General features: G+C 33.2%; 15 protein-coding genes. 1 reads left to right on the top strand and 14 read right to left on the bottom strand.

The genetic code is table 11. The annotated features are described in order from the left end of the window. Positions 1-137 precede the first annotated feature (137 nt). From C6368_RS00795 to C6368_RS00805, 3 genes are all read right to left on the bottom strand, one after another. Entirely contained in the window at positions 138-2273 is a 2136-nt protein-coding gene (locus C6368_RS00795; protein WP_107037269.1) for a Na/Pi cotransporter family protein, read from the bottom strand. Between the two features lie 141 nt (positions 2274-2414). Further along, positions 2415-2864 (bottom strand): hypothetical protein, encoded by a 450-nt coding sequence (locus C6368_RS00800; protein ID WP_107037270.1) that lies wholly within the window; start codon positions 2862-2864, stop codon positions 2415-2417. A gap of 91 nt (positions 2865-2955) precedes the next feature. After that, positions 2956-3729, bottom strand: a complete 774-nt coding sequence (locus tag C6368_RS00805) for an O-methyltransferase (protein ID WP_159038342.1) — start codon at positions 3727-3729, stop codon at positions 2956-2958. 50 nt (positions 3730-3779) lie between these two features. Between C6368_RS00805 and C6368_RS00810 the strand changes: the two genes are divergently transcribed. After that, on the top strand, positions 3780-5192 hold the full coding sequence (locus C6368_RS00810; protein ID WP_107037272.1) for a DUF4301 family protein: 1413 nt from the start codon (positions 3780-3782) through the stop codon (positions 5190-5192). A gap of 351 nt (positions 5193-5543) precedes the next feature. On the opposite strand, the gene mptB is transcribed toward C6368_RS00810, so the two are convergent. From mptB to C6368_RS00865, 11 genes are all read right to left on the bottom strand, one after another. Beyond that, positions 5544-6887 (bottom strand): polyprenol phosphomannose-dependent alpha 1,6 mannosyltransferase MptB, encoded by a 1344-nt coding sequence (mptB, locus tag C6368_RS00815; RefSeq protein ID WP_107037273.1) that lies wholly within the window; start codon positions 6885-6887, stop codon positions 5544-5546. A gap of 15 nt (positions 6888-6902) precedes the next feature. Then, a complete protein-coding gene (locus C6368_RS00820) occupies positions 6903-8522 on the bottom strand; it encodes a cellulose synthase family protein (protein WP_234369057.1) in 1620 nt (539 codons plus the stop codon). Next, the gene (locus C6368_RS00825) at positions 8519-9232 is read right to left on the bottom strand and encodes a glycosyltransferase family 2 protein (protein ID WP_199851570.1); all 714 of its coding nucleotides are present in this window, start codon (positions 9230-9232) and stop codon (positions 8519-8521) included. The genes C6368_RS00820 and C6368_RS00825 overlap by 4 nt, the downstream gene beginning before the upstream one ends. 32 nt (positions 9233-9264) lie before the next feature. Beyond that, on the bottom strand, positions 9265-9918 hold the full coding sequence (locus C6368_RS00830; protein ID WP_159038343.1) for a response regulator: 654 nt from the start codon (positions 9916-9918) through the stop codon (positions 9265-9267). Next, on the bottom strand, positions 9915-11780 hold the full coding sequence (locus tag C6368_RS00835) for a tetratricopeptide repeat-containing sensor histidine kinase (protein ID WP_107037275.1): 1866 nt from the start codon (positions 11778-11780) through the stop codon (positions 9915-9917). The genes C6368_RS00830 and C6368_RS00835 overlap by 4 nt, the downstream gene beginning before the upstream one ends. 148 nt (positions 11781-11928) lie before the next feature. Beyond that, a complete protein-coding gene (locus C6368_RS00840) occupies positions 11929-12537 on the bottom strand; it encodes a hypothetical protein (RefSeq protein ID WP_107037276.1) in 609 nt (202 codons plus the stop codon). A gap of 45 nt (positions 12538-12582) precedes the next feature. Continuing rightward, positions 12583-13818 (bottom strand): hypothetical protein, encoded by a 1236-nt coding sequence (locus C6368_RS00845; protein WP_107037277.1) that lies wholly within the window; start codon positions 13816-13818, stop codon positions 12583-12585. A 101-nt stretch (positions 13819-13919) separates the two neighbouring features. After that, the gene (locus C6368_RS00850) at positions 13920-15527 is read right to left on the bottom strand and encodes a 4Fe-4S binding protein (protein WP_107037278.1); all 1608 of its coding nucleotides are present in this window, start codon (positions 15525-15527) and stop codon (positions 13920-13922) included. A gap of 3 nt (positions 15528-15530) precedes the next feature. Continuing rightward, entirely contained in the window at positions 15531-16871 is a 1341-nt protein-coding gene (locus C6368_RS00855) for an NAD(P)/FAD-dependent oxidoreductase (protein ID WP_107037279.1), read from the bottom strand. 243 nt (positions 16872-17114) lie between these two features. Continuing rightward, entirely contained in the window at positions 17115-18194 is a 1080-nt protein-coding gene (locus C6368_RS00860) for a hypothetical protein (protein ID WP_159038344.1), read from the bottom strand. A gap of 119 nt (positions 18195-18313) precedes the next feature. Next, positions 18314-19903, bottom strand: a complete 1590-nt coding sequence (locus tag C6368_RS00865) for a S8 family serine peptidase (RefSeq protein ID WP_159038345.1) — start codon at positions 19901-19903, stop codon at positions 18314-18316. Positions 19904-20008: the final 105 nt, after the last annotated feature.

Below are 20008 nucleotides of genomic sequence, written 5' to 3' on the forward strand. Positions count from 1 at the left end.
TCACTGATCACCTTTATTCTTGTTTACAACCTTCATTAAATTTTTTAAATAGATTTTCGGTGAGTTAATAAATATTTAGTGCAAAAAAAAGACGCACTTTCGTGCGTCTTGATAAATTTTAAGGAATAAAAGGAATACTAAACCTTACCAACAATTCCTTCAGAAACATTGATAATGTGGTCTCCTACTTTTTCAAGTGAAGCAAAAATATCATTATAGATAATTCCACCCTTCATGTGTACCTCATCATCTTTTGATAATGCATCAAGGTATTCACTTCTGATTTCATCTCGTTTTTGATTAATGCGCTTTTCAACTTCATTTGCTACATCTAATGTTACATCAGCTGAGTGTTTTTTCAAATTTTCACACATTACAACAAATGCTTCATCAACCAAGTCAAATAATTCTGCTAAACGCTCTCTCTGATGTGGAGTAAACCAAATTTTATCTTCAGACTTACGTTCTAAACTTTTGGAAACTTGATAGAATACATCACCAATACGTTCAAGGTCATTCACAATACTATTCATTCCTCGAATACGAATGGCCGTATCAACACTTAATTCTCCTTCTGAAATTTTCCCCAAATAATTGGCTACTTCTACCTCCACTCTATCAGTAATCTCCTCATATTTCGCGATACGGTCAATTAATAACTTTTGCTTTTTTCGACTTTTTTCGAACAATAAATCTTGTGAAAAACGCGACATTCTGCTGGTCAGCTCACCAAACTTGGCAATTTCTTTTTTCGCCTCTAGCAAAGATAAATCAGGAGTTGACATATAACCTGCTCCGATATAATCTAAGTGGAATTCCTCATCTGCACCACCTTTTGATTTTACTGTTCTTTCTGCTACCTTCACTAAATTTGGAACAAACCATATAAGTATCATCACATTAAGAAGATTAAACGCAGTGTGGAAAATTGCAATTCCTGTATTGGCATATTCTTTAGGGTTATCGAATGGGTTACCTGCTCCAATTGACAACATAAAGTATTCAATTCCTTGAAGAATAAACGGGAACAAAAGTATTGCCCAAATTACTCCAATCACATTAAATAAGGAGTGAATTCTAGCTGATCTTTTCGCATGCACATTACCAATTGTAGAGGCTAACTCGGCAGTAATAGTTGTTCCGATATTCTCTCCCAAAATCATTGCAGCTGCAACCTCAAAAGGAATAATTCCTCCTGCAACAAGTGTCATTGTTAAAGCCATTGCTGCTGAAGAAGACTGTACAATTAAGGTAACCAATGTTCCTAAAAACACAAACAGAATAGTACTTAAGAATGGTATATCTTTAAAGTCAATGAAGAATTGCACTAACCATGAATCAGGTCCTAATTCTGGAACGGCATCTTTCAAGAAACCAAGCCCCATAAATAATAACGAGAATCCGATAATTGCACTAGACCAAGCTTTTAATTTTTGTTTACCAAAGAACATTAAAGGAGCTCCAATTGCGATTAAAACCAATGCATATGAACCAATACTTACTTTGAATCCGAAAATATTGATGATCCAACCTGTAATTGTCGTTCCAATATTTGCTCCCATCATTACACCTGCAGATTGAACTAAAGTCATCAATCCAGCATTTACAAAAGAAACTGTCATTACTGTTGTTACAGATGAAGATTGAACTATAGATGTAATTCCAAACCCTGTTAAAACACCTTTAACTCTGTTTGATGTAATAGAACCCAACAAATACCTCAACCTCGACCCAGCAGCTTGTTGTAAACCTTCACTCATGATTTTCATTCCATAAATGAACATCCCAAGAGATCCTATAAGAACTAGAAATCTAAATATTCCCCATCCTCTTTCTGTTTCTGCTTTGTATTTACCAGACCAAAATGTATTTTCTCCGTTGGTTAAACCAACTTTAAAAACATAATCCTCTTCTCCATCTAAACTGTCAATGAAATAAGTTGTTTCATGTAAATCAATTCCTTCAATAACGGTCCAGTCAGAATTACTGTAGCCCTTCTCAAAACGTTTCTCACCTATTTTGGTGTTATACTTAAGTAAAACTGTATAACCAGCTTCCTTCAAATCTTGGAACACTTCATAATCTAAGTTCCAAAGTGCTGTAAAACCTTCTATGCTCGAAGTTGAAGAAATATTTTCAATTGATTCAGAATTAATATCACTACTTAATTCTTTTGGGGTTGCATTAGAAATACTGTCATTTTGTGAATTCACATGGAATGTGAAAAATGTTCCTAGTAAAAATGCAAGCGATAAAATGAGTTTATTTTTCATTAACAATTATTAAAATCTTCGACAAAAATAATAGGGTTATCAATAGGGTAATCGAGTTCAATGTTAAGGAAACATTAACAATAATAAATTCACACACTAAATGTTGATTACCAACACATTAAAAGCGCAAACCAATTACTTTTAGGCCATTTCCTCAAACTTTTTACATTGACAAAGCTCTTCTCCAAATGGACAAGTTTCATAATCATATCCGCAAAATTCAAGAATAGTCACTTTTGCGTTGGAATAACATGTCTCCTCGTCAAAAATATCGAGTAACATATCATATTTTACCCTTTCATCTACTTTATCTGGAAAGTCTAAGAAAAAATTATAATTGTCTAACACGCACAGTAAACGTGAATAAACCATTGAAATTTGATCGTTTGTTAGTTTTTCTGAAGTAGGAAAATAAAATTTATTAAAACCTATAATTTGAGATAAAGGAGCGGTTTTCTCCTCTAATGGAACTCCGTTTTCCGTTTCAAAGACTTCACATTCTCCTAGAATATCAAGATGACTGCGTATTGCGATTTGATTTGCAATTGCAGCATCCATATCTTCTAATAATTGTTCTAAATATCGATTCACAAGGGCTGGTGTTTGTCATCACAATATATTAAAATAATTTAATACTTTTTAACATTCCCTATAAAAAGATTATTAATTAAAGCTTTCAAAATTAGTAACGTACAACAAAGTGCTCCTTTTCTTGGTGACCACGCTTGATCAAAACCCCCATCTTAAACAAATCTATCGTTAAGTGATAATCAGAATTTTGAACCAAATGATTCCAAGCCATTAGCATATCCTTCGACCAACGAATATCATCTAAAATAATAATGGTTTCGTCGTGTATAAAAGCTTGTAATAAATCAAGTTGATTATACAAACTTTCACTCCTATGATCTCCATCAATAAATACAAGATCGAAGGGATTTTGACTTTTGAGGTTACGTAGGTAACTAATGAAACCCTCATTGACAAAATCAACTTTAGCATGTTGGGAAGCAGGAAAAGTTCTTCTTGCAATTTCATAAGTACTTTTACACCCTTCAACAGTTGTTACATGCGTGTTTTCATGACCCGCAGCCAACATATAGGTACCTATTCCTAAAGATGTACCTAATTCTAAAACTCTTTTTGGTTGATAATGGGCTACAAGTCTAAAAAGCAATTTACCATATTTATCATTACTTCCCGAAATCTTTGCTATTTCAGAAATCTTGCGTTGCTTTTTTAATTTTTTAGAGCCTGCTCCTAAATCTGTAACATCAATCGAAGTGTTATTCTTCTGGAAATTCTTCTTTAAATCTTTAAAAATTTTGAATTCATAATCTGGAATGGGTAAACGCAAACATTGGTCATTAAATTCATATACAAAAGGAGAGTGAATACCATGTCTATTCTTCGCAATCAAACAATATTTTATATATTCACGGACTAAATAAATCATAAACATCTATTTTCTGCGTTAAAAGTACGTAAACTTAACATTCAAATCTTATGGATCTTCAAAACAGTCAATCAATTATTGATGAACACAAGGAATTAGTTTTTAAAAAACAACCGGAAATTAATCTAATTAGCCCTTGCCGATTAAATGATGGAATAATTCGTCATTCAGAATTTGAAAAGAATAGATTCAAAGTAAAATTCAATAATGGAGATCAAAGTGTTCACTTTTTTATTCCAGCATCTGGAACAGGATCTAGAATGTTTAAGTTTTTATACGAATTTTTATCCGACCCAAATGAAGAGACCAGAAGTAAGACTGAACGATTTTTAAATTCAATTGAATCATTCGCATTTTTTGAATTACTTCCATATACATTGAAGAAAAAAGTGCGTGAATATGATATTACACTAGATGATTTTGTTTCCTATTTATTAAAACCTGAAGGGCTGGGGTTGGGAATGATACCGAAAGGTTTGGTTCCATTTCACCGTTCAAGAAGTTTTATTTTAAATGCATTTCAAGAACAATTAATTCAAGGTTTAAGGATTAAAGAAGATCAGGTCAATTTTCATTTCACGATCAATAAAAATCATGAACACCAAATTAAAGAAGCTTTAGATTCAATTCGTCAATTGTCTGGAAGAAAGTGTAAAATTGAATGGAGCGAACAAGATCCTTCAACAAATTCAATTGCTTTCGACAAAGATCAGAATGTAGTCCTGGATGACAATGGAGAAGTTTTAACCCGTCCTTCAGGACATGGTGCTTTACTTAAAAATCTAAATACCATTGAGAGTGATATCATTTTTATTAAAAATATTGATAATATTCAACACGAGGCACATGCGCAAACTTCTATTGAAAATCTAAAATATTTAGGTGGAATGCTCGATTTAGTAAAAACTGAATTAAAAGATGCATATGAAAGTGAAAACCCTCGAGTTCAATTAGCTGCATTAAACCACCAATATCACTTCACCAATCCATCAACAGATTTCGAAAAACTATCGGATGAAGAACTACAAACATTAATTTTCCGTCCAATTCGTATTTGTGGAATGGTAAGAAATGAAGGTCAGCCAGGTGGTGGACCTTTTTGGGTTGAGGAAAATGGTAAACAATCGAAGCAAATTGTGGAAAAGTCACAAATCAGCAACAATGGAAACCAATACAGATTAATGGTTCAAAGTCAGTATTTCAATCCTGTTTTAATGGCTGTTTCTACTAAAGACATCAACGGTAAAAAATTAGACCTACTCGATTTTTCAGATCCTGAGAAGTATTTCATTGTCGAAAAGACTTACGAAGGCAAAGACATTCGTTTTATAGAACGACCAGGTTTATGGAATGGCAGCATGTCTGATTGGATCAGCGTTTTCGTTGAAGTTCCTACGGAAGCCTTTACTCCAGTGAAGAATGTTTTGGATTTATTGGATAAGTCTCATATTGAGGTAGGCTAGAGTTTAATTTGAAATTTAGATTTCTAATTAGGGCTATATTTTTATTCGCTATATCTTGGATGAAATATGTCAAATTGATTTCAATAGTAAATTTTACAATTCGTTTGTTTAAGAAATTTTACTTGAAATCAATATTGGATTGGAATCGACAATATCTGATTATTACAAGTAATTTGAAAAAGGTATATTCTAAAAAGAAGCTAAATGTCTAAACCTAAATCAAAGAATTCAAGGAAATAGATACGTGGATTTACAGTCCTTGATGCAAATAGCAAGTTTCCACTAGAGTAATTTTCTTTTTCTCATAGCATCAGTGCTATCCATTTTTTACATAACTCAAAAATGGAACTATCACCCAATCCTCAAAACCTTCCTACTCCAATCCACCATAAAATTATTCGGAAAAAGCAAGAACCAAAGCAAAATTAAATACTCAATTCCAATCAAAACATAACCAAAACTTGATTGTCCAAAAGCATAAAACCCGTAAGACAACATAATCAAGAAAGACCAAAACAATACTCCTAGATTCACAGAAAACACAGCTAATCCAAGCGGTAAAATTACATACCAAGGATGAACCGTTGTTGCGAACAAAAGATAAACAACATAGCCCCACATCATTCGGTTCAGCCATTCATTATTTGTTTTAATTGGTTTATAAAACGCAATTATAAGTATGTAAATAAAAGCAAGAATCGAAAGAGTCGGACCAACAATTAATGTTGGGTTTCCTTCGATAAAGAAGGACGTTATCCATTTAACCAAATAGAAAATTCCTGCATTAAATTCGAAATTATCAAAGTACAATTCTATGCTTTGCATAAAATTTGAAAACACACTTGGCCAAAGGTAAATAAGAAGCAAAGCACTTGAAAAAAGGAAGGTGTAGATATAAAACTGGATGCTTATTTTCAGTTTACGGAAACGAATAAGAAAAGGAAGTAAAATCAAAGGAGTTAACTTAATGTTGATTGCAATTGCCCAAAACAGACTGCTTTTTAACCATTTATTTTTGAGTACAAAATAGACCCCAACGAATAAAAATGAAAGCATTATTCCTTCAAAGTGGAAATTACCCATTATTTCAACTATCAAAATTGGATTAAGGATTAGTAAAACGCTATTACTGATCGAAATTGAAAGTAATTCTAAAATTTTAAAGAAATAATGTGCTCCAATCAACAATGTGGCTAACATTAAAACCCTTAATGTGATGAGTGAAACAATTAAATTATCACTGATTAAAGCTGAAATCAAAAAGTAGAATTGATTAACCGATGGATATATTGAATAATTGCGTCGAGAAAGCTCTGTGATTTCAGCATAAAGCGAATTCATATATTCTGAATTATAAACCTTATCGTTCGACTCCATTAATTCATTTGGAATAGCTGAATAAGGATGAATTCCCATTGTGACTAGTTCTCCGTCCCACAAAAAACGATACACATCTGGAGAAAGTGATGGAATTGAAAATAAAGGAATCAAAAACAGAACAAAAGCAATCGACTTCCAAATTTGTATTGAAAAATTATTTCGAATACGGATAAAATAAAGGAAAACTATAAAAGCAATTGAATAGGATGAAAAACTTAGAATAAAGTCATCCTGTTTTGAAACATATGAAATCAAAAAGAGAGGTATTACGAAAAGCAAAATTGCTCCAAGTAAACCTCTCCAATTCGATTGCATGAATAAAATATCTAACTAAGCGTTAACGTTGCTTGTACTAAATTTCGGTACGAATGAAAATAATGATGGTCTAACTTCCAATATACTATAAAAGAAAACTGTTCCATATCCGATAGCCAACATTAAGTGGAAAGGAACCATTCCTAAATCACCATAGGCCAATCTATTTAATGCTGTAAAACCAAAAACCAGGAACAGAATACCTTCCCCAATAGTGATCAACGATATAGATTTTTTATCGTACTTATTTTCTATAACGCCTTCTTCTTTTGCTCCAACGTTGAATTTTGGAGTTCTAACAAATGAACTTTTAATCCCCATGTACCCCTCAATTACTGCAACAGCATTACTTAAAGAAAGCCCCATTGAAATAGTTAGGAATTGAACAAATCTTTTTACAAATTGAAATAAAGTTTTTGGCTTATCTTCTGTTTTATCTCTATAAGAATTCCAATAATAGAACATCAAGAATAAAGTTGACAGAATAAAAACACTTCCAAATTGAATAAAGTAGTTTAAGTCTGAGAAACTATCTTTGATATGCAAAACAGGAAGACTCAATAAACTCATTACTAAAATAAATACGAAAACAGTAGAATTAAACAAATGCGACAATCCGTGAATTCTATCACTTAATCTTACATTTTCAGCTTTAATTAAACGAAGCGCCATTTTTCTAAAACATTCAGCACCTCCTTTCATCCAGCGGTGTTGTTGACCTTTTAAGGCGCTCATTGTAATCGGTAATTCAGCAGGAGCGATAACATCTTCTAAATAACTAAACTTCCAACCTTTAATTTGAGCTCTGTAACTTAAATCCAAATCTTCTGTTAAGGTATCGTGTTCCCATCCACCAGCTTCTTCAATGCATTTCACTCTCCAAACTCCACCTGTTCCGTTAAAGTTAATAAAGTGACCTGCAGAACTTCTTCCTTCTTGTTCTATAGCAAAGTGACCATTCAAACCAAAGGCTTGTAATTCTGTCAATAATGAATAATCTTTATTGATATGCCCCCAACGTGTTTGAACAACTCCTACTTTAGGATCAAGGAATTGTGGCATTGTTTTTTGAAGGAAGTCTACATCTGGAAGGAAATCCACATCAAAAATAGCAACAAATTCTCCTTTTGCATCAGGTAATGCACTATCTAAAGCACCTGCTTTGTATCCAACTCTATTCGTTCTGTGTATATGTTTGATATCTACACCATACTTTTCACGAACTTCTTTTACTTTTCGTGCGATTACTTCTACCGTTTCATCAGTAGAATCATCAAGCACTTGAATTTCAAGCTTATCTAACGGATAATCTAATTGTGCAACGCGTTCAATAACACGCTCCGCAACATAGTATTCGTTATACATTGGCAATTGAACTGTAACATATGGAGCCTTTTCAGGATCAAATGTTGGAAGTTCTTTCTTTTTTTGAAGTTTACTCTTCTTATAATTTATAGCCAACGAAAGTTGTAGAATACTATAAATTAAAATAAGTACCAGACTGAATCCGTAAACAATCAGGATTAGCTTTGCCAATAGGTGAGCAAAGTAATTTTCGAAACCAAAAGCATCCCCCCAATTGAACATCCAAGTCGGGTCACCTAAAGCGCTATCAAGAATTATGACTAAGTTCATTTAATAAATTTATACTTAAAAACTGCAAATATAATTTTAATTCCTGCCATTACCGCACCTTTTATTGTTCCACTTACTTTTGACTGTCCAATTCGCACTTTATAATCAACGGAAACTTCACAGTATTTCAGTTTTTTTTGTGCAGATTTTATTTGCATTTCGATCGTCCAACCATAGGTTTTATCGCTCATTCCGAGACTTTTATAACTTTCAAAACGAATCGCTCTAAACGGACCTAGATCAGTGAAATTTACCCCATAAAAAATTTTCAACAATTTTGAAGACAACCAATTACCAAATTGTTGAGGAATTGTCATTGAACCTTTTTCTCGGTTTCCCAAAGCTCGAGAACCGATCACCAAATCCATGTTTTGCTCATAAATAGGAGCAATTACTTTTGTTAGTTGTTGTGGATAATCAGAATAGTCTCCATCAAGAAAAACAATTGTTTCTCCATCCATTTTTTCCACATGCTCACATCCTTTCAAGCAAGCCCAACCATATCCTTTTCTCGGCTCAAGTAAAACCGTTGCTCCAGCTGCTCCGGCAACTTTTTCAGTATTGTCTGTAGAACCATTACTTACTACAATAATATTTTCAAGTGGAACATTTGGGATATCTTTAATCACTTTAACTATTGATTGTTCCTCATTAAAAGCGGGAATAACCACAAAAACTTTTGTGTAATCAATTTCCTTATTATACGTCATTTTATAAATTAGGTAAACCTCGAACTATTAGCCTAGCTTCTGTTTTTATCAGAAAAATAGCCCAGCAACATTGCTTTTTTCACGAGTCCTGTAACATTAGTAACCCCAAATTTACTAAAAAGATTAGAACGGTGATTCTCTACAGTTTTTTCAGAGATAAAAAGGCATTCAGCTATTTCTTTAATTCTCTTTTCTTTTAAGGTCTCCATTAGAACTTCTTTTTCACGACGGGTAAGATTGACTGAAAAAGTTGACAAACTCTTGTTCTTCTCAACAATACGTTCATTAAAAATTGGATCTATATAAGTTTTACCATCCAAAACTGATCGAATAGCTTCCGCAATATACATTGTAGACCCTGACTTCCCAACAAATCCATGCACTCCATTATGCATAAGTCCATGAACAACCGTCTCTTCCTCCAAAGAACTAATCACAACAATTTTCATCTCTGGTTTTAATTTCACAATTTGAGCTAAAAAATTACGTGAATCTTCTTTTTTTAGAATTAAATCCAACAACATGACATCGATGGAATGTTTTTGTAAAACACTCACAATTTCCTTGTGATTAGAGGCGAGTAAAATATTTGAATCAGGAAATTGAGTAGAAATAAAACTTCTTATTCCCTCCAAAATCATTTGGTGATCATCTACTATTAATATATTCAATTTTAAATTACTCACTTTTCTAATTTTAAATTAATAAATGCACTTGTCCCTTGATTAGGCGATGAATCGATGTTCAACTCTGCTCCGAATACTTCAATTCGTTTTCTTAAAGAGCCTAAACCTATTGAATCTTTAATAATAGCAATATCCATTCCCACTCCATCATCCTCAACACTTATCGTTAAATTTCTCTCATTCAACATAACTTGAACTACAATTTCTTTGGCATGGGCGTGTTTGATAGCATTTTGAAGTAATTCTTGCGTACTTCTAAATAATATCATCGCAACATTTGAGGAGATATTTAACTTATTTGAAGTATTTGTGTAAAAGAATAAATTCTTATTCACATTATTATTACTCACTGAATAGGCAATGGCTTCAACTAAACCTTTTTCTTCAATCATGTAAGGAGAAAGGTTATGCGAAACTCTTCTGGTTAACTTATGCGCATTATCTAACATCATATATGCCCTTTCAGACACATCTGGAAGTCTCTCCAACTCTAACTTCAAAGCTGTTAACTCAGCTGCCAGTCCATCATGTAACAAACTCGAAAGCCGATTTCGCTCCTCTTCCTCCGAAGCACTTACGGCATTAATCAACTCTGCTTCTTGCCTGTTCTTAATTAATCTTAGCCTTTGTCTATTAAAAAAGAATATCCCAATTATGAAAAGTACAGTTATCAATAAGGTAAAACTTATAATAATTAAAATATTATTTCTTCGTTCTATCGTATTGTTTTGTGTTGCAATCGTAATTTCCTGATTTAAGATTTCATTTTTATTGTCTAATGACTCAAACTGGACCAACAGGCTGTCCATATTTCTTTTATTTTTTAAATCTCTGTCAATCGTTTTTAAAGAATCTGTTTTCTTTTTGAAAAGATAAGCATTTTTGTACAACCCCAATCCTGCATAAGCAACAGACATTCCATTGGAAACTGTATGTTCCATTGACAGATTTCCCGCTTCTTCAAGATTAGCTTTTGCTTGCAAACCGAAATCAAGTGCCAATTGATATTGTTTTATATCATTATGAATATCCATTAAAAGAATATTATTCATAATTTGGAATTGTTTCAGCCCATATTTTTCACTCAATTCTAAACTTTTTAAAGCTAATGGTTTTGCCTTGTCATAGTTTCCTTTTTTATATTCCCATTCCGATGTTGCGAAGTTAAGAAGAACTTTACCTTGAATATTTTTGGAAGTATCAGCAATTTTCATCCCAATATCAATATGAATTTTTGCGTTATCTAAAATTTCTAGGTTGTTTTCGCATACTATGAGAATACCTAAAAAAGTTAAATAATTAGGATCTTCTGGAAAACCTTGATATTCATCATAACACAACTTACTGTAATGATATGCTTGATCGTGATCGCCTAAAGCAAGGTGAATATTTGCAATATTATTATAAACAACATGCTCTCTTAAAGAATTATTTTGTTTTTTAAAACCTTCTGCCGCTTCTAAAAACGATTTTATTCCTTTTTCATAATCTTTATTTTTAACATGAATCGCCCCATGAATGTTATAGAATTTTGCATCACTGGAATTTTCGTTAAAATCATCTTCAATACACTTTAATGCGATATCTGTGGCTAAATCGTGTTGCTGTGTAATGTAGAAGTGCCTTGCCATGTAATAATTTATCAAATCGCTAGTCGCTTCATTTGGGACTTTAACATCCTCGTTAAGAAATGTTTTAACACTACCTACTGACTTAATATCTGGATGTTGTAATAAGCTTTGAGCATTTTTTACAATCTGCATAGAATCTTGTGAGAACTGACCTTGTGAGTAGGCGAAAGAACAGAGCAGGCTTAAAAAAGATAATAAAATCAAGCCATAGTTAGTCAGATTAAGCTTCATAATTGAATGTTTTACTTTGCGAGGATAATATAAAACGATTTTCCTTATAATGAAAGAAAATCGTTTTATATTCTTGAATTGACCAAACGGAAATCGAACAATGAGGAACTCCGTTTAAAAATTAAAAGTACGGCAGTGGAAGTTTAAATTATAATTTAAATGTTAGTCCAATCAAACCATAAGATGAAGCTCCATAACCTCCTTCTATAAACACTGCCACTTTGTTAGTGAAGTAATATTTAGCACCAGTAGTGATACCAAAAAAGGCTTTTGTGCTTCTATTTGTTGTTCTATTTACAGGTGTTTTATCTGAGAAGCTATTAATTTGAGCACCAATCATTAAAGAAGCATATAAATCGAATTCTTCATAGCCTAAACCAAGATCAAGGTTTTCATTTATAAAATCCCAAATATGAAAAGTCCCTCTAAACCCTGCAGTGATAAAGCTATATTTGGTATCCCAATCACCTAGAGCGTTTGTCCATCGATAACCATAATGACTATAACCAGCATACAATCCGCCACTAAAAAGTTCGTTAAATCCTATTTCTACGTTTGCTCTCAACACTGGAACTCTATAACTATTGTAACCAGAATTATTATAAAGATAGCTGTTTCCAAAACCAAACCTAGGCGCACCTATACCAATATCAAAATAAGTCTTTCCTTTTTCATACCCTACTTCTTGGGCCGTTGCTGTTGGTGAAAAAGCAAACATTAAAAAAGCTGTAAATGATGTAATTATTAAATTTTTCATAAGAGTTGTTTTTTATTAATTATTCAATTAGATAGTTACGTTTTATTACGGCAATAATCCTCCGCCATCGTCACAATCTGACCAAGAGTTACCTCCGTTGTCATTAAGGGTTGCTCCAGAATCGCCACCAATTGCCACGGACGGACTATTAGAGACAGTAGAATTAGTCATATTTAAAAGTGCGTTACCTTCTAATCTGATTGCTCCAGGCTGACTACTATAGTATTGTCTACCTCCTGAAACATTAGTATTGTTTAGTCGATTTAAGGGATTATTACTATTGAATTCTAAGTTATACCAATACCCTTTCGAATTAACTTCCCCTAACACGTTAACAGGTTCTGAAGGAGTTCCAGCAAATTCTAATGAACCGTTACTCTTAACTTCCAATCTTACATCTGCTGCGATTCTCATTTCTACTCCAGCCTCTACTATTGTATGAGAATCATCAAACGATATGGATTCTCTTATTGAATAAGGAACATTCAATTTGCGCACAGTTGTGTTGGATTCTACATTTCCATTGTAAATATAAATTTTAGGAACAGTGTTATTATTCGAAATTGTTGTGGAATTATCTAAATAGTCTGCGTGACTTAATGATTCAAGTCTAATCGGTGCTTTTGAAAAGGAACTGAAATTATTATTACTGAAATTTGGCAATTTAGAACTTACTCCTTCCGTCATCAATCCAAACTCACTTCCATTACTAAAGTTAGAATTTTGAATTGTAACTTGACTGTTGGTACCCACAACAACCATTGACGGTGTTGAAGAATAATACTTTGACCCATTCGAAATATTACAGTGAATTAGTTTATTATTAGGGTTATTACTTTCAAATTCAATATTATACCAGAGTCCATTCACATTTTGAGCTCCAATAAATTCAATTTTGTTATTAGCTAAACCAGTAGCATCCAAAGACCCATTACTTTTAACCAAAATTCGAGCACCTGAACGCATTTCAATGCGAACGCCTGGTTCAATTATTATTGCAGCATCAAGGTTCCATCCATCATCGATATAATAATCTGCGAGGTTTGGATTTGTAGATTGATCAACTATTGTTCTTCCACTAGTTTCTGTTCCTGATAATTGAATTGGTAAATTCCCACTACTAGTATCGCCTGGATTTACTCCATTGTAAATACAACTTCCATCGTCGTTTTGTGCTTTCGAATCATAGTTATCCGCAGCTTGATCGGTGCAACCTTCTTTTTGACATGCCATAAGCATGGAAAAACTAAATACTGCAATTATTACTTTGTTGGTTCTCATAATTTTGTTTTTAAATTCCTAAACAAAACTAGAGCTTCTTATTCAGCTGATTTCAAGGGTTTTCCCTAATTTTAAAGAAAATCCAACGTAATATTCATAGCTTATCTTCTCAAAGTAGGGTGCTTTTCATGACCAATTATTATAGGGTTATCCGTAATTCTTTCTTCCTCTGGACCATTCTCAAGTTTCAGTACACCTCGTGGACATACAGAAGAACAAACACCACATCCAACGCAAGCCGCACGAACAATGTTTTGACCTTTTTGAGCATACGCTCTTACATCAATTCCTTGTTCACAATAAGTCGAACAATTTCCACAAGAAATGCATTGTCCTCCATTAGTTGTAATTCTAAATCTTGACTTGAAACGTTGAATAATTCCTAAATAACCCGCCATTGGACACCCAAAACGACACCAAACACGATTTCCTAATAAAGGGTAAAAACCAACTCCAACAATTCCAGAGAAAATTGCACCAATAAAAAATCCGTAACCCTTCTTGATTGTATCACTGCTTATTCCAAATGCTTGAGAATCATTCCCAAGATAACTTAACAGCATGGAAACAATCATCACCATTCCAATAACTGCCCCCACTAACATGAAATTTCTTGACTTGCCTTTTCCATTGAAGTATAAGAAAATAAATAGTAAAACAGCCAATCCTAGCAATCCAAAAAGCAAGCTGTACCCCACAACAGCAGGAAAATACATCATCAAACTAAATTCTGATTTTGAAAAATAAGAATACATTACTGCAACAGTCATTAGCATCACGAAAACCATGACTGAATGCACCAACCAACGTTCAATTTTCCATGCTTTAAGTGATTTGTCAGATAAGTGTCTAAAATTATCTCCTGCCGTTTCTGCTAAACCTCCACAACCACAGAACCACGAACAATACCAGCGTTTTCCAACAAAGTAAGTGACAAAAGGTGTAACAATAAGGAATAAAATAATACCCCAAACCATATAAGCAACTCCTAGTGGTTGATTTTCTGGTGCTATTCTAGCATCTATCCTTGTGCCCGTCATAAAATCATAATTCAAAGGCCAAGAATTAATAGGGTTTAATGAATAGTAACCTCCAGATGTAGCATTTAAACCTTCTAATATATAAGGCAACATGTAGGCCAAAACCAACTGAGAAAACATTACAACAACAGTTCTGATTAAATGATATTTACTATTGCGGTATTTATACATGAATTTTATCCCCAAAAACAATATGGCAATGGTATAGAAAGTTCCATATAAAAACCATTTATCAGCTGGGGCTCCACGCATAATTTGACTTAAAGGATCGAATAATGCAACTGCACCTTCATTTGCTCCATCTGTACCTGTACCATTACCGAACCAGTCACCATACCAATACAAGCACACATAGAATAAGGTTAAGATAATTGCTCCTATCCATCCCAAAGCTCCTCTATTGGTTAAGGAATTAAAGTAAACACCATTGTTTTTTATTCCCGCTGGCAAACCTTTATAAGTTCCAATTGCATAAAGCACTGGTCCTGCTGAAAATCCAAATAAAATGGCTGTAAGGTACAACCAATTAGGAGTTAAGGTCATTCCGGTCACCCAAGTTAAAAGAAAAATAAATAATGAAATCGATCCTAAGGTCAAGCCAATCTTTTGAAGGGTATTTAAGTTCTGTGTTTTATCTCCTGCTATAGAGTAGTTAATTGTCGTTCCCATCCTTTAAACTTTATCATGCATTAATTTTCTCCACCACTTTTTAGGTGCAAGTTCTACAGAATCATTAAATTCTTTATTGAAAGCGTCCACGATGTCTTTTTCAAAAGTTTTAAAAAACTCAGGATCAAAATTGGCGGTTTTCAGATATTTCAAAACATGTTGAATCGTTGCTTGCTCATTCAGCCATTTTTCAAATAAATCATGTCTTAAACGCAATCCAAAATTGTTGATTCCTTTAAAGACTTTTGAGTTTTTATCAAAAACAAAATGAAGTAAAATTTCTCGCTCGTTATTCTTCCAAACGAAACTCGTTTCATTTTCTTTCGGCTCAGCCCAAACTCTTCCGTAAGTTTGGTATTCCACATCGAAAAATTTAGCTGAATTAAACCAATGACTTGGAGCATAATTCATTTTATTTCCTGTTATCGTTTGAGCTACAGTTTCTCCCATCATTCTACCAGTGTACCAAACTTGTTCAACAGGTCCACGATCGTTTATCGACGTTTTAAATTGAGCGCAATCTCCAATTGCATAAACATCTTTTTGATTTGTTGAAAGGTCAGGATTTACAAGAACACCTTTATCGACTTCTAATTCGCTCTCTTTTAAAAAATCCACGTTTGGACTCACTCCTGCTGCTAGCCCTACAAATTGACAAGGAATTGTTTTGCCTTTTTTAGTCTTTATTTCTTTGGCTCTTCCAGATTCATCAGCAATAATTTCATCAAGTTCCTCTTCAAAAAGCAATTTCAAACCATGATGTCGGTTTAAATGTTGGGTTACGAAATTACTGTCGACTTCTGGAAGTGCATTTCCCCAGAAGGTTTTTTCACGAATTAAAAAAGACACATTTATATCTCGCGAAAGCAGCATTTCCGCCATTTCAACACCAATTAATCCTCCTCCAACGATTACAGCCTCTTTAATCCCTTTTGTGTTTTCCTCCATTAATTCCAAATCATTTTTAGAATATAGCCCTTGTACACCTTTTAAATCTTGTCCTTTCCAACCAAACCTATTTGGTTTCGAACCTACTGCAAGAATTAGTTGATCGTATTTTACCCCAGAAGATTGTTTTAACTTCAAAGTTTTCGACTGATAATCAATAGATTCAACTAAATCCTCAATTAAATCTATGCGGTTATTTTTCCAAAAATGAGACTCGTAAGGCTGAATATCCTGAAACCGCATATGCCCCATATAAACGTACATGAGTGCAGTTCTAGAAAAAAAGTATTTTGATTCTGATGATATAATCGTAATCTTTTTGTCAGACTCTTTTCGAATATGACGTGCGGCAGTAACACCAGCAATTCCGTTTCCAATAATTACAACATGTTCCATATTCTTTTGATTTAATTGTGAAGCGAAAAACAGTTCCCTTACAATATTAGAATAAAATATGGAAAATATAAGTTGAAGGTTGTTTTTAATCAGAAATGTTCTAAATAGACAAATAATAAAGAACTATTTAAACCTGTATTCATTATCGACAGAATTAAAAGAAAAATTAAGAAACTGAATTTTAACACATCTAAAAAAAAATTAAGACATGTTATTTGGAAGGAGAATTTATGAAGAGTAAATCTATTGTTGATAAGTATATCCATTTTTAAAGAAAATATAATTCCCTTTATTTACTTGAACTCTCACGGTATTGCCATTAACTTCAAAAGCAGCATCAGACAAATTACTTACGATTTCAATTTGGTTATTATGAAAAACCGAAACTCCACCATTGAGATTTCTGAACGCTACAATTCCATTTCTCATTTTATATTCTTCAGGGATATAATTGGCTATTTCGTATCTCTTTCCATTATTGAAGGTATATAAAACTCCATTTTCACCCCAAATAATCATACCACGAAACACTTCGTAAAAATCCGGATAAGAACTTAAAGTGACTAATTCTTCATTGATATAAGCTTTCAAATTGTTATTTCTATCGAGATAAACAAATTTGTCGTAACCAGCCTTGTAACTAATTACTTTAATTGGTTCAACATCTAAAATTTTATTTTTGAAAGCAACCGCAAAAGATTGATTGAAAGGATCATTGAAAACAACGAGATTTCCTCCAGTGGCGAATTCTACGTTTTCGTTAAAAACTCCAATCTCAACTATTTTTCCTTGAATAAATGCATAGTGAACATTTCCATTCCCCTGAAAAGCCACGGTATTAGATCCAATATACTGAGGGAAATATAAATTGGATACGCTGTAGTATAAATCATGAATTTCACCGTTATAATACACCCGAATAGCGTTATCTCTTGTATCTTCAAAAACGACTAAACTATCAGACACTTCATAAGTACCACCAAATTGAGTTAATGTTTGCTTACGACCATTGTCCCAAACTGAAACAATCGGACCGGTATTCCAAGCTACTATGTTTATCCCAATTTTATAATCATTGGCCAAGCCAGAAAGCTTTTCTTTTTTCACACCATCATAAACGAAAAAATCACTTTTATTGTCGATGTAAGCTATAATTTCCTCAGAATATTTAAAATCAACAGGCTTTAAATGGTCCAATTGTCTGGTTGAACCTTCAAAAAAACTTTTAAAATAGTTCAAATTATCCAACAATGGAAAAACCCTTTGGGCGTTCAGTTGAAGTGAAATAAAAAGAACAATTAATAAACAAAATTTCTGCATCATATTCTTAGGGTATCAAAAAGGGTGCCCGATTATGAACACCCCTTTAATTATATATTTCTATCATTTGAAGCAAAAGTGAATAAACTAATTAGTTCAAACATACTATTGCATTGACAAAATTATTTCTTTTCTGTTGTTCTTTCCTTTGCTAGTTCAACAGCAGCCTTTACATTCACAACTTTACCATATCTTGATAAGTTATCAAACTTTACTAATTCGTTTGAACCAGGTACTTTTTGATAAGTATCACCAAAATAATCACCTGAATCTAGAATAATTTGACGAACCTCAGCCATGGTTAAAGAAGGGAAGTAACCTTTCAACAAAGCTGCTACACCAGCAACCATTGGAGATGCCATTGACGTTCCTGCAATTGCTTGGTATTCATTATCTGGGAAAGTGTTGTAAATTTCATAACCAGGTGCAAAGATATCTACCTCATTTTTTCCATAGTTAGAGAATCTTGCTGCCAATTCTTCTTCATGAACACGAGTAGAAGCTCCAATCGTTAATAAGTGCGTAAAAGGCAACTCTTGAAAGTCATATTTTACAGCTGGAAAATTACTGTTGATCGCTAAATCGTTAGCTGAATTTCCTGCTGCGTGTACAAAAAGAACATCATTTTCTTGAGCGTAAATGATTGCATCATAGACTGCTACTGGAAGACTTGAATAAGACTTTCCGAATGAACCGTTGATTATTTTCGCACCGTTATCCACTGCATAACGAATTGCCAAAGCGATATCTTTATCAAATTCATCTCCATCTGGAACTGCTCTTAAAGACATCAAAACAACATTATTTGCAACACCGTCTCCACCTAAATCGTTTCCTCGAGTTGCAGCTACAATACCACCAACGTGAGTTCCGTGCAATGCATCAGGACCTTCAACATCGTTGTTACCATAATCAGTATCAGTAATATCATAAATATCATCTCCTATTAAATCTCTTTCATTTAAATCTGGATTGTAATGACCATCAATCATTCCTTGAATTTGATCAATTTGTCCTTGAAGTGCTTCTTCATTCAAGTCTCCTGATAATAAAGCTAATCCCATAGTCTTCATTTGGGCTTGTTGAGGACCTTCTGTCTTCCATTTTTTCAATGATTTCTCATCGTACTCTTCAACACCCATCATGTTAGAAATCATACCTGGAAGGTTTGGTAACATTTGGTCTTTGAATTGGTTGATTTGTCCAATAGTAGCGGTTAATCTTTCACGATTGCTTTCCACTTCTTCCTTTGTTTCAATATAAAGAGCATATTCTTTAGCATCCTCACTTTTCACATCAGCAGAATCAACATTTTCGTATTTAGGCTTTAATTCAGCATAAATTCTTGTAACATTTAAACGAGCAGTATTAATATTTTCACCTTTCTTGTTACCCAAAAAGTTCCAACCGTTAACGTCATCAATGTAACCATTGTTATCATCATCTATTCCGTTTCCAGCAATTTCGCCTTTATTCACCCAAATTCTACCTTGCAAGTCTTCATGCTCAATATCAATTCCTGAATCAATGATTGCAACAATAACTGTGTCTGGTGTAATTTTTTTAAGCTTCTTGTAAGCTTTTTCTGTAGACATTCCTGTCTTACTAGTGTTGTACCAATTTAATACTTTTTTATCTACCTGCGCTGTAGCTGTAGAAAAGTAAGCTCCTAAAAGAGCAGGAAGCATTATTCTTAAAAATATTTTTCTCATATTCATTTATATTTACACGTTGAAATTAACGCAAAAGTTGAAATTAATCCACAATTTTACGATATTTATTGTTTGTAAGTCGAATTTCGTACATTAATAGGTCAA

It is taken from the genome of Brumimicrobium mesophilum (genome assembly GCF_003025005.1).
In the GTDB taxonomy this organism is placed as follows: Bacteria; Bacteroidota; Bacteroidia; order Flavobacteriales_D; family Crocinitomicaceae; genus Brumimicrobium; species Brumimicrobium mesophilum.